The sequence below is a fragment of the Lentzea sp. NPDC059081 genome, assembly GCF_042738015.1.
GTDB lineage: Bacteria > Actinomycetota > Actinomycetes > Mycobacteriales > Pseudonocardiaceae > Lentzea.
In genome coordinates this window covers 324565-343316 of sequence record NZ_JBHYGW010000001.1, presented here as the reverse complement: position 1 = coordinate 343316, position 18752 = coordinate 324565, and the positions used below count along the sequence as shown (strand labels likewise).

10 protein-coding genes are annotated in these 18752 nt (G+C 72.4%); 7 read left to right on the top strand and 3 right to left on the bottom strand.

All coding sequences use genetic code 11. The features are described 5' to 3' along the window. Positions 1 to 111: 111 nt before the first annotated feature. Positions 112 to 1605 (bottom strand): aromatic amino acid ammonia-lyase, encoded by a 1494-nt coding sequence (locus tag ACFWV3_RS01605; protein ID WP_382407033.1) that lies wholly within the window; start codon positions 1603 to 1605, stop codon positions 112 to 114. Positions 1606 to 1667: 62 nt separating this feature from the next. Between ACFWV3_RS01605 and ACFWV3_RS01600 the strand changes: the two genes are divergently transcribed. Genes ACFWV3_RS01600 through ACFWV3_RS01575 form a run of 6 tightly spaced genes read left to right on the top strand, consistent with a single transcriptional unit; the run spans position 1668 to position 9745 of the window. Next, positions 1668 to 3212, top strand: coding sequence for an NAD(P)-binding domain-containing protein (locus ACFWV3_RS01600; protein ID WP_382407031.1), 1545 nt, complete (start codon positions 1668 to 1670; stop codon positions 3210 to 3212). Next, the gene (locus tag ACFWV3_RS01595; protein WP_382407029.1) at positions 3199 to 4605 is read left to right on the top strand and encodes a class I adenylate-forming enzyme family protein; all 1407 of its coding nucleotides are present in this window, start codon (positions 3199 to 3201) and stop codon (positions 4603 to 4605) included. Before ACFWV3_RS01600 ends, ACFWV3_RS01595 begins: the two co-directional genes overlap by 14 nt. An 11-nt stretch (positions 4606 to 4616) precedes the next feature. Continuing rightward, the gene (locus tag ACFWV3_RS01590) at positions 4617 to 6170 is read left to right on the top strand and encodes an NAD(P)-binding domain-containing protein (RefSeq protein ID WP_382407027.1); all 1554 of its coding nucleotides are present in this window, start codon (positions 4617 to 4619) and stop codon (positions 6168 to 6170) included. Next, positions 6167 to 7165, top strand: a complete 999-nt coding sequence (locus ACFWV3_RS01585; RefSeq protein WP_382407025.1) for an alpha-hydroxy acid oxidase — start codon at positions 6167 to 6169, stop codon at positions 7163 to 7165. Before ACFWV3_RS01590 ends, ACFWV3_RS01585 begins: the two co-directional genes overlap by 4 nt. Continuing rightward, positions 7159 to 8454: a cytochrome P450 gene (locus ACFWV3_RS01580; protein ID WP_382407023.1), complete on the top strand. Its 1296-nt coding sequence runs from the start codon at positions 7159 to 7161 to the stop codon at positions 8452 to 8454. Before ACFWV3_RS01585 ends, ACFWV3_RS01580 begins: the two co-directional genes overlap by 7 nt. A gap of 16 nt (positions 8455 to 8470) precedes the next feature. Continuing rightward, complete coding sequence (locus ACFWV3_RS01575) at positions 8471 to 9745, top strand: cation:proton antiporter (protein WP_382407021.1); 1275 nt, start codon at positions 8471 to 8473, stop codon at positions 9743 to 9745. Here ACFWV3_RS01575 and ACFWV3_RS01570 read toward each other — a convergent pair. Continuing rightward, entirely contained in the window at positions 9720 to 10835 is a 1116-nt protein-coding gene (locus ACFWV3_RS01570; RefSeq protein WP_382407019.1) for a glycosyltransferase, read from the bottom strand. The two genes, ACFWV3_RS01575 and ACFWV3_RS01570, sit on opposite strands and share 26 nt — an antisense overlap. 131 nt (positions 10836 to 10966) lie before the next feature. Between ACFWV3_RS01570 and ACFWV3_RS01565 the strand changes: the two genes are divergently transcribed. Further along, entirely contained in the window at positions 10967 to 17893 is a 6927-nt protein-coding gene (locus tag ACFWV3_RS01565) for an SDR family NAD(P)-dependent oxidoreductase (protein WP_382407017.1), read from the top strand. Here ACFWV3_RS01565 and ACFWV3_RS01560 read toward each other — a convergent pair. Then, on the bottom strand, positions 17874 to 18743 hold the full coding sequence (locus ACFWV3_RS01560; protein WP_382407015.1) for a hypothetical protein: 870 nt from the start codon (positions 18741 to 18743) through the stop codon (positions 17874 to 17876). The genes ACFWV3_RS01565 and ACFWV3_RS01560 overlap by 20 nt on opposite strands. Between the last annotated feature and the right edge of the window lie 9 nt (positions 18744 to 18752).

The window sequence follows — 18752 nt, the reverse complement described above, 5'->3', positions numbered from 1 at the left end:
CTGACAGTTTCGCGATTGTCGGACGACTGCCGGTCCGCTCCACCTGCCGGGCGTCACCAGCTTGCGGGGTGCGCCAGTTTGCGAGGGTGCGTCACCGCATGCCACCGGACCTCACCAGCCGCCGGCTTCCACCACCTCCGCCGCCACCCGCACGTCCTCGTCCAGCGGCCGGTCCGGGTCCACCGGCTCGATCGCGGCCTCCAGCGCCTCCAGCAACCCAGCGCACCGGGACGCGGTCGGGCGGCGGCCGCCCACGTGCACGGCCTGGCGCAGGCCCAGGGCCAGCGAGCCGCACAACAGCCGTAGCAGGTCGGCGAGGTCGTAGGAGCGCAGTGCGGACTGGGTGCCGAAGGGGACGACGTCCTGGTTGTGGAGGTTGGTCGGCAGGCTTTGGGTGCTGGCGGGCAGCACGTTGCGGCGGATCTCCGCCACGAACGCGGTGGTGGCGAGCTGCACGCCCTGCAGGCCGTGTTGCTGGCCGGGGCCGGCGGCGAGCATGGGTGGCAGGCCGGTGTTGCGGGCGGGGTCCACGAGGAGGTCGAGCTGGCGTTCGGCGAGGTTGCCCAGGGAGGCGGTGACCATGGCCAGGACGTCGGCGGCGTAGGCGGCGGGCTGGCCGAAGAAGTTGCCGCCGTGGGCGACCAGGTCGTCGTCGGGGAAGAACAGCGGGTTGTCGCTCACGCCGCCGAGGTCTGCCGCCACCACGCCGTCGACGTAGCGCAGGGCGTCTTCGGCGGCGCCGAGCAGCTGGGGTGCGCAGCGGATGCTGTAGGGCTCCTGCAGGGCTCGTTCGCCGGTGGGGACGCATCCCGCGAGCATCGAGCGCATGGACGTGCCCACCGCGACGGCGCCGGTGTGGCCGAAGGCGGCGATCAGGCGGGGGTCGGTGAAGCCGGGGCCGGCGCCGAGGACGTCGACCAGCAGGCAGGTCAGGTCGGTCAGGGCGCGGTGGGAGGCGCGGATCGACGACAGGGCCAGGGCGGTGGCGGCGGTCGTGACGGACGTGCCGTTCACCAGGGCCAGCGCGTCGCGGCCGTCGAGTTCCAGAGACGACAGGCCCGCGGCGGCGAGGGCCTCGAAGGCCGGTAGGCGGGTGCCGTCGACGTAGGCGTGGCCGCGGCCGCGCAGGGCCTGGGCCGCGTAGGCGAGCGGGATGAGGTCGCCGCTGGCGCCGACGGAGCCGTAGCGCGGGATGGCCGGGACGAACGTGGTCGCGAACATCGCCGCGAGGCCCGAGACGACGTGCGCGGAGACTCCGGACAGGCCCTGCGCGAGCGACCAGGTGCGGACGAGCAGCGCGGCCCTGGCGACGTCCAGCGGGAGGTCGGGTCCCTGGCCCGCGCCGAGGTGTGCGAGGGTGTTGTCGCACTGGTCGGCGGCGTCGGAACGGCCCGCGTAGCCCACCAGGGCGCCGAAACCGGTCTTCAGGCCGTACACCGGCCGCTCGTCGTCGAACAACGTGCGCAGGTACGCGCGGCCCTGTGCCACCCGGTCCTCCACGGCCGCGCCGACCAGCACCTCGATCGGTGCGGCGGCGCGCAGGAGCTGCGGGACGGTCAGCGGTGAGCCGAGGTCCACGGACGTGTCTGAGGCGGTCGTCGTCACAGCACGGACGGTAGGCACGCGATCTCAGAAAGTTCTGAGATCGTCTGGGTAGCTTCCCCGCCATGGCGTACGACTACCTGATCATCGGCGCGGGACCGGCCGGTTTGCAGCTCGCCGCACTGCTCGAGCGGGACGGTCGCGACTACGCCGTCCTCGAGCGCGGCAGCGGGGCCGGCACGTTCTTCACGCGGTACCCGCGGCACCGCAAGCTCATCTCCATCAACAAGGTCCACACCGGGTCCACCGACCCGGAGCGGCGGATGCGGATGGACTGGAACTCGCTGCTGCTCGACGACCCGGAGCTGCTGTTCACCCGCTACTCCCCCCGGTACTTCCCGGACGCCGACGACATCGTGCGCTACTTCCAGGACGTCGCCGACGGGCTGAAGGTGCACTACGGCGTCGACGTCACGCGGATCTCCCGCGACGGCGACCTGTTCACCGTCCAGGACCACGGCGGCGAGAACTGGCAGGCCAAGCACCTCGTCATGGCCACCGGCGTCTCGCAGCTCCACGTGCCGCCGATCCCCGGCATCGAGCACGCCGAGCGCTACGACACCTTCGACACCGACCCCGCCTCGTTCACCGACCAGCGGGTCCTCGTCATCGGCAAGGGCAACTCGGGCTTCGAGACCGCCGACGCGCTGGTCGAGCACGCGGCCGTCATCCACGTCGCCGGGCCGCACTCGGTGAAGCTCGCCTGGCAGACCCACTACGTCGGGCACCTGCGGGCGGTGAACAACAACTTCCTCGACACCTACCAGCTCAAGAGCGAGAACGCGGTCATCGACGGCACCGTCGAACGCATCGAGCCCCGGCCGGAAGGCGGTTTCCGGATCCAGTTCCGCTACGCGCGCACGGTCGAGAAGCTGCGCGAGCTGGAGTACGACCGGATCATCGCGTGCACCGGCTTCCGGTTCGACGCCTCGATCTTCGACGACAGCGTGAAGCCGACGCTGATCATCAAGGACCGGTTCCCGCAGCTGACGTCCGCGTTCGAGTCGACGAACGTCCCCGGCCTCTACTTCGCCGGCACGATCACGCAGTCGCGCGACTTCAAGAAGTCCACCAGCGGCTTCATCCACGGCTTCCGCTACGGCGCCCGCGCGCTGCACCGGGTCCTCAACGCCCGCCACCACGACACCCCGTGGCCCGCGACCGAGCTGGAGCTCTCCCCGGAGGCGATCAGCGACGCGGTGATCGCCAGGGTGAACACGTCCTCGTGCCTGTGGCAGCAGTTCGCGGTCATCGGCGACGTCGTGACCGTCGACGGCGACAGCGCGCGGTACGAGGAGGAGGTGCCGGTCGCCTACGTCGCCGACGGCGGGCTGGGCCCCGGCGAGCACCGGTTCGTCACGACGCTCGAGTACGGGCCCGACCACGACACCGTGGACCCGTTCGACATCAACGTCCCGCGCGTCGCCGAGAACGACGCGATCAACGCGGCCGACGCGAGCTACCTGCACCCGGTGGTCCGCTACTACCGCAACGGCGTGCTGTCCGCGACGCACCACCTGGCGGAGAACCTGGAGAACGACTGGGACCTGCCGGACGTGCACCACCAGCCGCTCAGCGTGTTCGTGAAGGAATGCCTTGCCGGCGCGTGACGCCGAGCCGTTCCCGCGCGCGGTGCTCGACGTGCTCGGCGCCGCCGCGGACCGGCCGGTGTTCGAGCACGGCACCCGTGTGGTGACCGGCGCCGAGATACTCGACCTCGTCGCGCGGATCGCGACCGGGTTGCGCGCCAAGGGCCTCGGGCCCGGCGACGGGCTCGCGCTGCTGCTCGGCGTGAACCCGGAGGCGTTCGCGGCGATCCTGGCGGCGCACGCGGTGGGCGCGCGGGTGGTCGGCGTGCGGCCGGGGCTGACCGACGCCCAGGTCTGGCATCTGCTCGGGCTCGACATCGCGGCGGTGGTGACGGACGCGGACGACGACCTGGGCACGGCGCTCCCGCGACTGGAGGTCGCCGACCTGCTCACCTCCCCCGCTGCTGCCCTGGAGTGCTCCGGCAGGCCGGAGGACGTCGCCCGGCTGATCCACACCAGCGGCAGCACGGGCGCGCCCAAGGCGTGCGCGCAGACCTACGCCTCGATCTCCAACGCCTGGAACGTGCGGCCGGACGCGTGGCCCCCGGTGATCAGGGACCTGGCGACCAGGCTCGACCGCTACCTCGTGTTCGGGTCGCTGTCGAGCTACGTGATGTTCGAGTACGCGGTCCTCACGCTCACCGCGGGCGGCACGGTCGTCGCCGCCGGCAACCCCGCCGACGCGATCACCCGGCTGCGCGCCACGGCACGGGTGATCACCGTGCCCGGCCTGGCCAAGCTCGTCGCCGCGCAGAGGACCGATCCCGCCGACCTGTCGACGCTGAAGGCGCTGCTGGTCTCGGGGTCACCGCTCACCGCAGAACGCCACCGCGAGGCCCTCGACGTGCTGGGCCCGGTGCTGTTCCACGGCTACGGCCAGACCGAGACCGGCATGATCTCGATGGCCACGCCCGCCGACCCGCCCGGCACCGTCGGCAGACCCCCGACCGACGTGGAGATCCGCGACGGCGAGCTGTTCGTGCGCACCCCGGCCCAGGCGAGCTCCTACTGGGACAACCAGGAGGAGTCGGCCGAGGTCTTCGTGGACGGCTGGGTCCGCACGCGCGACCTCGGCCGGTTCGACGACGGCGGCAACCTCGTGCTGACCGGCCGGGTCAGGGACGTCGTGATCGTCAACGCGAACCTGCACTACATCGGCCCCATCGAGCACGCGATCGCCGAGCACCCGGACGTCGCGGAGGCCTACGTCGTCGCGGTGCCGGACGACGAGACGGGTGAGGCCGTGCACGCGTTCGTCGTGCCGAGGGCCGGCCGCGTCCCCGAGCTCGGGGAGCTCCGGGAGCTCGTGACCGCGCGGCTGGGCGCCGCGAGCGCCCCCGTGCGCGTCACCGCCATCGCCGAACCCCCTGTCGCGCCGAGCGGCAAACCCGACAAGCGTCAGCTGACTGCGTGAAGGAGAACGTCGTGTCCAGCGAGGTTTCGACCGAGTGTCTCGTGATCGGCGCCGGTCCGGCGGGGCTGCAGGCGTCCTACCTGCTCAAGCAGGCCGGCCGGGACCACATCGTGCTGGAGGCCGGCACGGCGGCGGGGACGTTCTTCACCCGCTTCCCCCGGCACCGCCAGCTGATCTCCATCAACAAGATCCACACCGGCTGGGACGACCCCGAGCTCAACCTGCGGGTCGACTGGAACTCGTTGCTGTCCGACGACCCCGAGCTGCTGTTCACCGGCTACACCCCGCGCTACTTCCCCGACGCCGACGACATGGTCCGCTACCTCGGCGACTTCGCCGTCAAGAACGACCTGCCGATCCGCTACGACACCAGGGTCGTGTCGGTGACGCGGCCCGACGACTTCGTGGTGCACGACCAGCACGGCGGCACCTACCGGGCGAAGCGGGTCATCGTCGCGACGGGCGTGTCCCAGAAGTACACGCCGGAGATCGAGGGCGTCGAACACGCCGAGCACTACTACGACGTGTCGGTGGACCCGCAGGACTTCGTCGGCAAGAAGGTCCTGATCATCGGGCGCGGCAACTCGGCGTTCGAGACCGCGGACGCGCTCGTCGAAACGGCGTCGGTCATCCACGTCGCGGGCCCCGGCTCGCTGAAGCTGGCCTGGCAGACGCACTTCGTCGGCCACCTGCGGGCGGTGAACAACAACTTCCTCGACACCTACCAGCTCAAGTCGCAGAACGCGGTGCTGGACGGGCACATCGCGGGCATCCGCCGCGACGGCGACGACTACCTCGTCAAGGTCAGCTTCCAGCGGGTCAACGAGGTGATCAAGGAGATCCGCTACGACCGGGTGATCCTCGCGACCGGGTTCCGGTTCGACGCCTCGATCTTCTCCGCCGAGTGCCGGCCGCAGCTCACGATCAAGGACCGCTTCCCCGACCAGACGCCGGCGTGGGAGTCGGTCAACGTGCCGGACCTGTTCTTCGCGGGCACGATCACGCAGGCCAGGGACTTCAAGAAGTCGACCAGCGGCTTCATCCACGGCTTCCGCTACGGGGTGCGGGCGCTGCACCGGATCGCCGAGCAGCGCTACCACGGCGTGGACTGGCCGAGCCGGGCCGTCGCCGTCGCGGACATCACCGAGGCGGTCATCGACCGGGTCAACCGGACCTCCGCGCTGTGGCAGCTCTTCGCGTTCCTCTCCGACGCGGTCCTCGTCGGAGAGGACGGAACCGCGCGCTACCTGGAGGAAGTGCCGGTCGCGCACCTGCACGAGGCCGTGGCGCGCGGCGAGTTCGGCGACGTCGACACCTACCTGACCGTCACGCTGGAGTACGGCGCGGACCACGACAAGGTCAACCCATTCGACATCACCGCCGGCCGCAACTCCCAGCAGGACACCAGCGGGCTCGACGGCCGCTACCTGCACCCGGTGGTCCGGCACTTCCGCGTCGGCGAGCTGCTCGCCGAGCACCACATCACCGAGAACCTCGAGAACGAGTGGGACAGCGAGCAGGTGCACAAGGCGCCGCTGCGCTCGTTCCTGGGCGCCCGCTGGTGAACCCGGCGCTCACGGAGCTGCACGACAAGGCCCGTGCGGTGCTCGACCCCGTCCACTACGACTTCTTCGCGGGCGGGGTCGGGGACGAGACCGTGCTGGCCGGCAACGAGGCCGCGTTCCGGCGCCTCGCCCTGCTCCCCCGTGTGCTGCGCGGCGGGGAGGCCGGGTCGGACTTTCCCGTGCTGATCTCGCCGACGGCGTTCCACAAGCTCGCGCACCCCGACGGCGAGCTGGCCACCGCACGCGGAGCCGGCGACACGGTCCTGGTGTCGAGCATGGCGTCGACCGTGCCGATCGCCGACGTCGTGGCGGCCGCCAGTGGTCCCGTGTGGTTCCAGCTGTACGTGCAACCGGACATGGCCGTCACGGAAGCGCTGGTGCGGCGGGCGGAGCAGGCCGGGTGCCAGGCGTTGGTCGTGACGGCCGACTCCCCCGTGTTCGGCCGGCACCGCCGCGACCTCGAGCACGGCTTCCACGACCTGCCCGCCGGTCTCGCCGCGGAGAACATGCGGGACCTGGCGGGCGTTCCCGGTCTCCGGAGCATCGCGATGTCGGCCGGGGTGTCGTGGGAGCACCTCGGCCGGCTGCGCGGGATGACCTCGCTCCCGGTGTGGGTCAAGGGGATCCTGCACCCGGCGGACGCGGTGGTCGCGGTCGAGCACGGCGTGGCGGGGATCTTCGTGTCCAACCACGGCGGCCGCCAGCTCGACGTCGTGCCCGCCTCGGTGGACGCGTTGCCCGCCGTGGCCGACGCGGTCGCCGGACGGGTGCCCGTCGTGCTCGACGGCGGTGTCCGCAGTGGAGCGGACATCGCGTTGGCTCTGGCCCTCGGGGCGACGTCGGTCGGCATCGGCCGGCCGGTGCTGTGGGGGCTGGCCGCGGACGGCGAGGCCGGCGTGCGGCGGGTGCTCGACGTGCTGCGCGACGAGTTCCTGCACGTCCTGACGATGTGCGGCGGCGAGCTGACCCGCGACATGGTGGTGACCCGGTGCTGAGCCGGTTGCCCGCACGGGTGGTCGCGTTGCGCGCCAAGGTGTTCGAGAAGGTCAACGGCGACAACGCCCTCACCTTCCCGAACGACCAGGTGGGCCCCGACCGGTTCCAGGAGCTCTACAGCCACCCCGCCGCGAACGGCCGCAGCAAGGGCGCCGGGCTCTCGGACCTGTTCTGGTACTGGCTCGCCCCCGGACCCGAGGTGCACCAGGAACACCTGGAGGCCGGCCAGCGCTACGACGACGTGGCCCGCGCGACCCGCGCGTTCCTGGCGGGGTCGAGCGCCGACCTGTCGGCCGCCGCCACCCGCTGCACCGCGAAGGTGCTGGACGAGGTGCTCGACGGGAACGTCACCGAGGTGCGGCTGCGCGAGCTGATGATGCCGGTGTGGGCCGAGTACTTCTACGAGGTCGTGTTCGGCGAACCGTGCCCGCGCCACGCCCGCGACCTGATCGTCGCGCACGCCACGGACGTCGTCACCTCGTTGAAGTGCACGGGGTTGCGCCACCCGAGACGACGAGCGCAGCTGACCCGGTACCTGACACGACGGCTCGCGGCCGTCCGCCACCCGTTGCCGGAGACGCTGTCCCCCGCCGAGCAGGTCCACTACCTGCAGGGCACCTACTTCAACACCGCCGTCGTGCAGATGTCCGAGGCGATGGCGCACCTGCTGCTCGCGCTGGCCCAGCACCCCGACGTCGCCGCACGGGCGGGCGACGACCGGTACTTCGCCCACGTCCTCGACGAGACCTTCCGGCTCTACCCGCTCTTCGGCATCGCCCACCGCATCACCACCGCCGACATCGAGCTGGACGAGCACACCTCGTTCCCGGCGGGGTCGGTGCTGTGCTTCAGCTACCCCGCCTACCACTCGACCGGCTACGCGAACCCCGAGGTGTTCGACCCCGGCCGGTGGGAGAACACCGCGGCCCGCAACGAGCACCACATCCCGTTCGGCGTCGCCGCCAACCGCCCGTGCCCGGCCTGGCGCCTGTCCCCCGTCGTGATGCGCGCGTCCGCACGAGAGGTGCTGCGGCGCGTGACGCTGCACTCCTCGGTGGCGCACACCAGGTCGTTGCCGAGCCGCGGCCCGTGCCTGCTGGTCCGCGACGGGTCCACCCCACACCGAAGACTTGCGTGGCTGCGGGTGCGCGACCGCTGGGAGGACGTCTGGCGCAGCGTCGTCCAGCTCGTGCTCGGCACCGCGATGGTGCTGCACGCCCACCGGCTCCGGCTGGCGAGCGACTACTTCGACACGCACGACACGCAGGGCTGCCCCGTCCGGCACTGACCCCAGGAGATCACCCGTGAACCAGATCCACTTCGCGCTGCAGGTCTTCGCCGCGCTGGCGCTCGTGCTCGCCGCGACCACGATCTGCGGGCGGCTCGCCCTGCTGGTCCGGCAACCCAGGGTGGTCGGCGAGATGGTCGCCGGCGTCCTGCTCGGCCCCGCGCTGTTCGGCGCGATCGCGCCGGGCGTGCAGGCCCAGGTCTTCCCCGCCGACGTCAAGAGCACGCTGTACGTGCTGAGCACGATCGGCCTGACGTTCTACATGTTCCTGGTCGGGTCCTCTTTGGACCACAAGCTGACCACGGGGGCCAACGCCCGCAAGGCAGGGGTGCTCGCCCTCTCCGGCATCGTGCCCACGTTCCTGCTCGGAGCCGGGGCGGCGGTGGTCTTCTACGACTCGCTGAGCCCCGAGGGCACGAGCCTGTGGGTGTTCATGCTCTTCATCGGCGGCGCCCTGTCGATCACCGCGTTCCCCATGCTCGCGCGCATCCTGCAGGAGCGCGGCATCGCGAACACCCCGATCGGCGGGCTCACCCTGGTCGCCGCCGCCATCGACGACGCGGTGGCGTGGGCGTTCCTCGCGCTGATCATCGCGGTCGGCGCGTCCGGCAGCCCGTCCGGTGCGCTGAAGACGATCCTCGGCGCGGCGATCTTCGCGGCGCTGATGCTCACCCTCGGCCGCAAGTGGCTCGCGAAGCTCGGTGAGCGGGCCGAACGCGAGGGCAAGCTCAGCCGCGACATGATGGCCGTGATCCTGTTCATCGTGCTGCTGTCCGGCTGGTACACCGACTGGATCGGCGTGTTCTCGGTGTTCGGCGGCTTCATCACCGGCCTCGCGATGCCGAAGTCACCGGTCGTGCGCCAGGAGCTCGAGACGAAGCTGACCGACCTGAACTCGATCCTGCTGCTGCCGGTGTTCTTCGCGTTCAGCGGCCTGAACACGCGGCTCGACGGCTTCGGTTCCGGTGGCGCGCTGTGGTTCCAGCTCGCCGCGATCATGCTGGTCGCGTTCATCGGCAAGTACGTCGGCTGCGGCGTGGTCGTGAAGATGCAGGGCTACTCGTGGCGCTACGCCTCCGCGGTCGGCGGCCTGATGAACGCCCGCGGCCTGATGATCCTGATCTTCATCAACATCGGCCTGGCCTACGACCTGGTGACGCCGGAGATGTTCGCGATCCTCGTCGCGGTCGCCATCGTCACCACCGCCGCGGCCATGCCGATCTACCGCGCCTCGCTGCCCGACCACCTGGAGGCGGAGGCGAACGTCAAGACGCCGCAACCCGTTCGATGAGCCGCTGGACGACGGCGGCCGGGTCCGGCATCTCCGCGATCTCGGCCGCCGCCGCCAGCGCGACCTGCCTCACCGCGGCGTCGTCGAGCAGCCGGCGGGCCGCCGCCTCGACGGCGTCCGCGGTGACCTCGGGCCCGACGAGCTTCGCCCCCGCACCGGCGCCGGCGAGCGCGTCCGCGTTGACGAACTGGTCGGCGCCCTGCGGCAGCACGAGTTGCGGCAGCCCGGCCGCGAGCGCGCCGAGCGTGGTGCCCGTCCCGCCGTGGTGCACCACGAGACCCGCCTGGCCCAGCACGGTCGCCTGCGGCACGAAGTTCGCGACGGTCACGTTCTCCGGCACGTCGCCCAGCAGCGCCGGGTCACCGGGTCCGACCGCCACCAGCACCTCGACCGGCAGGCGCGCGAGCCCGTCGACCGCGGCCTTCAGCACCTCCGTGGCGCCGTAGGACACCGTGCCGAGCGTCAGGTAGACGAGCGGTTTGCCTGCCTTCACCGCCGGCATCGGCACGTCGAGGTCGAACGCTGTGGGGCGTTGCCGCAGCACCGTCGGCACCTTCACGACCTCCGGGTCGCGCACGGTGTCCGGCCAGAGGTCGACGACCACGTCCCCCAGCATCAGGTCGGCGGGCCGCGGCTCGTCCCACAGCCACTCCATGTGCGGGGCGGCCATCGCCATGATCGCGGGCGGCATCGACCGGCCGATCACGTGCGACACGACCGGGATCCCCGCCTCCCGCGCCGCTTTCGCCGCGCCCACGTCGCTCTGCTCGTAGATCACGAGGTCCGGCTTCACCCGCGGCAGCAGGTCGGTGAGGTCGGCGACGGTCGCCCTGGGCACGAGGTCGGTGAACATCGAGATCAGGAGAGCGGGAACCTCCGCGTCCGGGTCGCGTCTGCGCGCCTCGGCCTCGGCCTCCTGGATCGAGATGCCCGAGGCGTGGGCCTCAAAACCGAGCTCGCGGACGCGGTCGACGAAGCCCTCGCCCGTGGCGAACACGACTTCGTGACCCGCGTCACCGGCGGCGCGCGCCAGCGGGACCAGCGGGAAGAAGTGGCCGTAGCCGGGGCGGCACGAGAAGAGGAAGCGCACGCACGCGAGCGTAGCGATCTTCACCACCGGGCGGGGTTTCATTTCGGTCTGCACTGAAGCTATAGGGCTAAACGGGGAATTTTGCCGGTGATCAGCGGAGCTACCGTCGGAATCAGGGGAGGGATTTCGCGGTGGACACGATTTCTGCATTGCTGCAAGAGAACGCGCGCAGGCGCGGTGCGAGACCGGCCTACAGCGACCCGCGTCGGTCCGTGACGTGGAAAGCGCTGTCCGAGCGCACCGGCAGGCTCGCGGCGGGACTGGGGGTCGAGCGCGGGGCACGGGTGGCGGTGGTGCTCGACGACGGCGTCGACCTGGTCGAGGCCGTACTGGCCGTGGCACGGGCCGCGGCGGTGTGCGTGCTGCTCAGTCCACATGCGACCGAGGCGGAACTGCGGCGGCTGCTGGACGACTGCACGCCGTCGCTCGTGATCGCCCACCGGCGTCAGCTGGCGAAGCTGCCCGGCTCGGTGCGGGTGCTGGTCGCCGAGGACTGGGAGTCGCTCGTGCCGGTAGGCGGGGTGCCCCGCGACGACCTCGGGCTCGACGAGCCCGCCTGGATGCTCTACACCTCGGGGACCACCGGTGTGCCCAAGGGCGCGGTGGCCACGCAGGGAGCCGGGCTGTGGTCACCGACGACGTGCTACGGACCGGTGCTCGGGCTGAGCGCCGACGACCGGCTGTTGTGGCCGTTGCCCATGGCGCACAGCTGGGCGCACTCGTTGTGCCTCCTCGGCGTGCTCGTCGCGGGGGCGCACGCCCACGTCTGCGGCCGGGTGGAGCCGGCCGAGCTGAAGCGGCTGATCGCCGAGCACCGGCCGACCGTGCTCGGCGGCGTGCCCACCACCTTCCGGATGCTGCTGGAGACCGCGCCGGACCCGGTGTCCTCGCTGCGGTTGTGCGTGACTGCCGGAGCGCCGAGCGACCAGGGGCTGCGGGACGGCGTGGCGGAGGCGTTCGGCGTCGCGCTGGTGGACGTCTACGGGTCCACGGAGACGTCCGGCGCGATCAGCATCGGACGTCCGGCCCCCGGCGTGTCGATCCGGATCGTCGACGGTGAGATCCAGGTCCGCAGTCCCGGTCTCATCTCGGGCTACCACGGGATGCCGGGCGCGTTCGAGCCCCAGGACGGCTGGTACCGGACCGGCGACCTCGGGCGGTTCGAGGAGGACGGCACGCTCGCGGTGACCGGGCGGGCCGGCGACCTGATCATCCGCGGCGGCGAGAACGTCGATCCGGCCGAGGTCGAGTCGGTCCTGTTCGGGATCCCCGGTGTGCTGGACGCGGCGGTCGTCGCCCGGCCGGACTCCGTGCTGGGCCAGGTGCCGGTGGCGTTCGTCGTCGGCGCGGTGGACGAGGCCGCGGTCCTGCGAGGTTGCGCGGAAGTGCTGTCACCGCACAAGGTCCCGGTGCGCGTGCTGGTCACGTCCGCCATCCCCCGCACCGCGTCGGGCAAGGCCCGCCGGAACGTGCTGCGCGAGGAGCTCGAGGAGAGACCGCGGCGGACCGGGCTGGAACAGCTGGTCCTGGACGAGGTCGCGGCGCTGCGGGGTGAGCGGGTCGGCGCCACCACGGCGTTCGCCGACGCGGGCCTGACCTCGCTCGACGGCACGACGTTGCGGCACCGGCTGAGCGCGCGGACCGGGATCGACCTGCCCGCGACCCTGGTGTGGGACCACCCGACCCCGGCGGCCGTCGCGGCCCACCTCTCGTCGTTGCTGCACGACGACGTGCCGGAACCCGTTGTCCCGCGGGCGAGGGAGAACGAGCCGATCGCGATCGTGGCGGTGGGCTGCCGGTTCCCCGGTGGCGTGACCTCGCCGGACGACCTGTGGCGGTTGGTCGAGGACGGGGTAGATGCCACCGGCGAGTTCCCCGCGAACCGCGACTGGGACGTCGAGTCGCTCTACGACCCCGACCCGGACCAGCCGGGCAAGACCTACGTGCGGCGCGGCGGGTTCCTGCACGACGCGGCGGACTTCGACGCGGCGTTCTTCGGCATCTCGCCGCGCGAGGCGGCGGCGATGGACCCGCAGCAGCGGCTGGCGCTGGAGGTCGCCTGGGAGACCGTCGAACGCGCCGGGATCGCGCCGACCTCGTTGCACGGCAGCGACACCGCGGTGTTCCTCGGCCTGATGCACAACGACCACGCGTCGCGGGTGGACGGGCGCGGCATCGAGTCGCACCTCGCCCTCGGGTCGACGGCCAGCGTCGCGTCCGGCCGGATCTCCTACGTGCTCGGGCTGCGCGGGCCGTCGCTGACGATCGACACGGCCTGTTCGTCGTCGCTCGTGGCGATGCACCTGGCGGCGCGGTCGCTGCGGGACGGCGAGTGCTCGCTCGCACTGGCGGGTGGCGTGACGGTGATGTCGACGCCGGGACCGTTCGTCGCGTTCAGCCAGCAGCACGCGTTGTCGCCGGACGGCCGGTGCCGGTCGTTCGCCGCCGGCGCCGACGGCACGGGCTGGTCGGAGGGCGTCGGACTGGTGCTGCTCGAACGCCTCTCGGACGCCGAGCGCCTCGGCCACCCCGTGCTCGGGGTGCTGCGCGGGTCGGCGGTGAACTCCGACGGCGCGTCCAACGGCCTCACCGCGCCCAGCGGACCGGCGCAGCGGGACGTGATCCGGCGCGCGCTGGCCGACGCGGGGCTCGACGCGTCCGAAGTGGACGTCGTGGAGGGGCACGGGACCGGGACGGCGCTGGGTGACCCGATCGAGGCGTCCGCGCTCGTCGCCACCTACGGGGCCGCGCGGGAACGCCCGCTGCGGCTCGGGTCGGTCAAGTCGAACATCGGGCACACGCAGGCGGCGGCGGGCATCGCGGCGCTCGTCAAGGTGCTGTGGGCGATGCGGCACGGGGTGATGCCGAAGTCCCTGTACGCGGACGAGCCCTCACCGCACGTCGACTGGTCCGGTGTCCAGCTGCTCGCCGAGGCCGAGAAGTGGCCGGGAGACCGGCCGCGGCGGGCGGGCATCTCGTCGTTCGGGATCAGCGGCACCAACGCGCACGTCGTCGTGGAGGAGCCACCGGCCCGCGACCTCCCGGGGCCCGGTGCGGAGGCCGACGTTCCGTGGCTCGTCAGCGGCGACGACGAGGAGGGCCTGCGCGCGCATGCCACCGTGCTCGCGGACGCACTGGCCGACGAGTCCACTGTGGACGTCGGCTGGTCGCTCGCCACGACGAGGGCCCACCTGAGCCGTCGAGCGGTGGTCTTCGGCGGTGGGGACATGATCGCCGGGCTGAGGGACCTGGCGCGGGGTGCCGTCTCCGCCGCGGTGCTGGAGGCGACGGCGACCCGCGACCCGTTGACGGCGTTCCTGTTCACCGGTCAGGGTTCCCAGCGGCCGGGGATGGCCGCCGAACTGGCCGAGTCCTTCCCCGTGTTCCGCGAGACGTTCGACGCCGCGTGCGCCGCGTTCGACCTCGACGTCCCGCTGGCGGAGGCGATGGCGGGGCCGTTGGTCGACCGCACCGAGTACACGCAGCCCGCGTTGTTCGCCCACGAGGTGGCGATGTGTGCGCTGCTCGGCTCGCTGGGCGTCCGGCCGGGCCACGTCGCGGGGCACTCCGTCGGGGAACTGGCCGCCGCGCACGTCGCCGGGGTGCTGTCATTGCCCGACGCCGTCCGGCTGGTCACCGCCCGCGGCCGCGCGATGGCCGCGATGCCCGAGGGGGCGATGGTCGCGGTCCGGGCCGGCGCCGCCGAGGCGCGGCGGATGGCTTCCGAGCTCGGCGTGTCCGTCGCCGCGATCAACGGAACCCGTTCGGCCGTGCTGTCCGGACCGGCGGAGGCCCTCGCGTCGGTCGACGGCCGCCGCCTCGGCTCGTACGCCTTCCACTCGGCGTTTCTCGACGGTGTGCTGGACGAGTTCCGCGGGGTCGCGGAGTCCGTGACGTACCACCGTCCGGCGATCCCGTTCTTCTCGACGCTGACCGGGCGTCAGGAGTCGGAGGCGCTGACCACGCCCGAGTACTGGGTGCGGCAGGCCAGGGAGACAGTCGTGTTCGCCGACGCCGTGCGCGGCCTGGCGGACGCGGGCGTCACGGTGTTCGCCGAGGTCGGACCCGCCGCCACGCTGACCGCGCTGGCCCAGGAGACCGCGGACGGTGCCTTCGTGGCGATGTCCCGCGGTGTGCGGGACGGCCTGGCCGCCTTGCACGTGCACGGGGTGGAGGTCGACTGGACAGCCGCGTACTCCGGTCTCGGCGCACGGCGGTGCGACCTGCCCGTCTACCCGTTCCAGCGGGAGCGCCACTGGCTGAGACCGGGGTCGGCGTCCGACGAGTCCGTCCTGTCGGCCGCCCGCGAACCCTGGCTCGCCGACCACCGCATCGGCGACGACGTGCTGGTGCCCGCGACGGCGTTCCTGGAGATGGCCTGGCGGGCGACCGGTGGGCGGATCGACGACCTCGTCGTGCACGAACCGCTGGTGCTGGACGGGGACGCGCAGGTGCAGGTGCTCGTCGACCAGGACCGGAAGATCACCATCTGGGCGCGGCCCGCCGGCACCACCGGACCGTGGACCCGTCACGTCTCCGCCACCGCGGCCCCGTCGAGCGATCGCCACGACTCCCCCGGCCCGGCGCTTCCCGCTGGGGCCGAACCGATCCCCGTGGACTACCGGGCGCTCGCGGCGCGCGGCTACCACTACGGGCCCGCGTTCCAGGGCGTGACGGCGTTGTGGCGGCACGGGGAGGACCTGGTCGCCGACATCACCTCCGACGGCCCGCTCCCCTGCCTGCTCGACGCCGCCCTGCACGCGGCGCTGTTCGCCGAGCCCGCCGGTGTGCTCAAGGTGCCGTTCGCGTTCACTGGAGTCGAGCTGCACGACCGCGCCGACGCCGTGCGGGCGCACCTGAAGCGCCTGGGTGAGGACGAGCTGAGCGTCGTGCTCACCGACCACGCCGGCCGCACGGTGGCGCGGATCGCCTCCCTGGTCACGCGGCCGTTGCCCGCCCAGGACGTCCTGCGCCGGATCGCCTGGGAACCGATCTCCCCCGAGCCGGCGACCGGCGACGTCTTCGACACGCGCGGAGCCGATCTCGCCGCGGTCCTCGGGCGGCTGCAGAAGTGGCTTGCCGCACCGGAGGAACGGCTCTTCGTCGTCACGCACGACGCCACGAGCGATGATCCCGACCTCACCGCCGCCGCGGTGTGGGGCCTGGTGAGCAGCGCTCAGGCCGAACACCCCGCACTCGGGCTGGTCGACGTGCGCGGCGACTCCGCGCCCGTGCTCACCGCCGAGCCGCGGATCGCCGTCGACCGGGACGTCGTGCTGGCACCGGTGCTCGTGCCCGTCGACGGGCCGGACCGGGAACCGCCCGCGCTCGACGGCACCGTGCTGATCACCGGCGGCACCAGCGCCCTGGCCGAACCGCTCGCCCGGCACCTCGCCCCCACCGCGCGACACCTCGTGCTGGCGAGCCGCAGCAGCGCGACACCGGACTGGGCGACGGAGCTGCCGTGCGACGTCACGGCCGTCGCGTGCGACGTCGGCGACCGGGCCGCCGTCGGTGACCTCGTCGACTCCTGGCCCGAGTTGCAGGCCGTGTTCCACCTCGCCGGGGTGCTCGACGACGGTCCGCTCGGCGCGATGACCCCGCACCGCCTGGACCGGGTCTTCGCGCCGAAAGCGCGCGGAGCGTGGAACCTGCACGAGGCCACGGCACATCTCGGCCTGTCGGCGTTCGTGCTGTACTCGTCGGCCTCCGGGGTCCTGGGCAGGCCGGGGCAGTCCAACTACGCGGCCGCCAACGCGTTCCTCGACGCGCTGGCCCGGCACCGGGTCGCCCGCGGGCTGCCCGCGCAGTCGCTGGCGTGGGGGCTGTGGGACACGAAGTCCGGCATGGGCGCCGGGCTGCCGGCCGACGACGTCGTCGCGATGAGCGAGGAGACCGGTGTCGCCGCGCTCGGCAGGGCGTTGCGGACGCCCGAACCGGTGCTGGTGCCGGTGCAGCTCGCCCCGCCGCGGCAGACCGGCACGTGGGACGACGTCGGCAGGGGCGTCCTGGCCGAGCTCGCGGCCGTGCTCGGTCACCCCGGTCCGGACTCGGTGCCGGACAGGGACTTCACCGAGCTGGGCTTCGACTCGTTGACGGCGTTGCAGCTGCGGAACCGGATCAACGCGGCCACCGGGCTGCGGCTCGGTGCCACCGTCGTGTTCGACCACCCGTCGTTGGCGGAGCTCACCGCCCACGTCGAGGCCGAGCTCGCGGTGGCCGGCCAAGCCCCTCCGGCGCCGGCCGTGGTCGTCGCGCCGCCGCTGCGGTTCGCCGCGCTCTACCACCGGGTGCTGCACGAGAAGGGGCCGTGGGAGGCGATGGCGTTGCGGGTGCTGGCGTCCTACGCCCTGCCGACCTTCGACACACCGGTTCCGGTGACACCACGGCAGATCGCTTCCGGAGCCCACGACCCGGTCCTCGTCTTCGTGCCCAGCTACCTCACCCCGGCCGAGCAGGCACCCCTGCGCCTGGCCAGGGAGCTCGGCCACGACCTGTTTCTGCTCCCCTACCCCGGTTTCGAGGGCCACCCGGCCGTGCCGCACGACGTGGACACGCTCGCCGAGTCGCACGCACAGGCGGTGCTCCAGATCGCCGGCGGACGACCGGTGGTCCTCATCGGACACTGCCTCGGCGGCGTCGTGGCCCACGCGGTCGCGGCACGGGCGGGAGCGGAGGCGGTGGTGCTCGTCGAGACCGACGAAGGGGTGCTGGCCAGGGACAGCGACCGCGGCCTGGCCCTGGTCGTCGGCGAGGGCCGGGTTCCCACCGACGACTACGTGAGCGTCGTGGACGATGCCGCGATCGTCGCCGGTGGCGCGTACGTGCGGATGTTCGAGGACTGGCGCCCGGACCCGTCACCCGTGCCCGCGCTGCTGCTCCGGGCCGGTCCCACGCGGGAGATGCTCGCCGCGGACCCGGCGCGCGACTGGCGGCCGCGCTGGTCGCTGCCCCACGACGTCGTGGACGTTCCGGGCGACCACGACACCGTGCTCACCGACCACGCGGCCACGACGGCCGCGGCCGTCCTCGACTGGCTCAGCCGACGTCGACGGTGAGTGCGGCCCGGTGCACCTCGCCGCCGTGGGCGAACTCCAGGAAAAGCCGGTACTCGCCCCGGTCGGCGAACACGGCCTGGAAGCTCAGCTCGCCGTCGTTCAGCGGAATGCCGGCGAGCTCGAGCGGGTGCAGGTGCGTGGCGGACAGCAGCATGGTGTGGAAGCCGGTCATGTGCCCGTTGGCGCCCAGATGTGGTTCGAGGGAGCTCACGGGGACACCCCTCGGGTCGCGGATCGACAGCCGCAGCACCTGCGGGCGCAGGGCCGTCGGCCGGGCGGGTTCGTCGACGCGGACCACGGTGTAGCCGTCGGCGGTCCTGGCCTCGGCGGCCGGTGCGGGCACGGGGACCGGGGTCGTGTCGCCGGGGACGCTGAAGGGCACGCCGAGCACGACGGGATGGCGCGCGTCCCGGGTGTCGAGGGGCACGAACTCCGCGAACATCCGGTACGCGCCGCCGTCGGGCAGGGTGAGCGCGGTGTGCCAGGTGTCGCCGTCGAGCACGGGGTGCAGGTGCTCGAAGACGAACATGTCCTCGCGGACGGAGAAGAAGTGCATCTGCTTGGTCTGGTTGTCCAGGAAGCGGGTCACGGGTTTGCCGGCGCTGTCGAGGATGCGGAACGCCACGGGAACTCCGGTACCGCGGCTCGACGGAGTGGTGACCTGCTCGAAGCGGTAGCCGCTCTCCACATCGGACAGTCCGTCGCTGTGCGCGGCGGGCGCCAGGTCCACCTGTTGCTGCTGATGGAGGGAGTGCCCGGCGGACGGCTGCGCCATCACGTAGACGCCGGCCGCCACGACGAGCAGGGCCACGACCGCGAAGACCCAGTCCGTGAAACGCAACTTGCGCATGATCACTCC

Coding starts and splice junctions, on each gene's coding strand:
- ACFWV3_RS01600 (WP_382407031.1), top strand. CDS start 1,668: ATGGCGTACGACTACCTGATCATCGGCGCGGGACCGGCCGGTTTGCAG.
- ACFWV3_RS01560 (WP_382407015.1), bottom strand. CDS start 18,743: ATGCGCAAGTTGCGTTTCACGGACTGGGTCTTCGCGGTCGTGGCCCTG.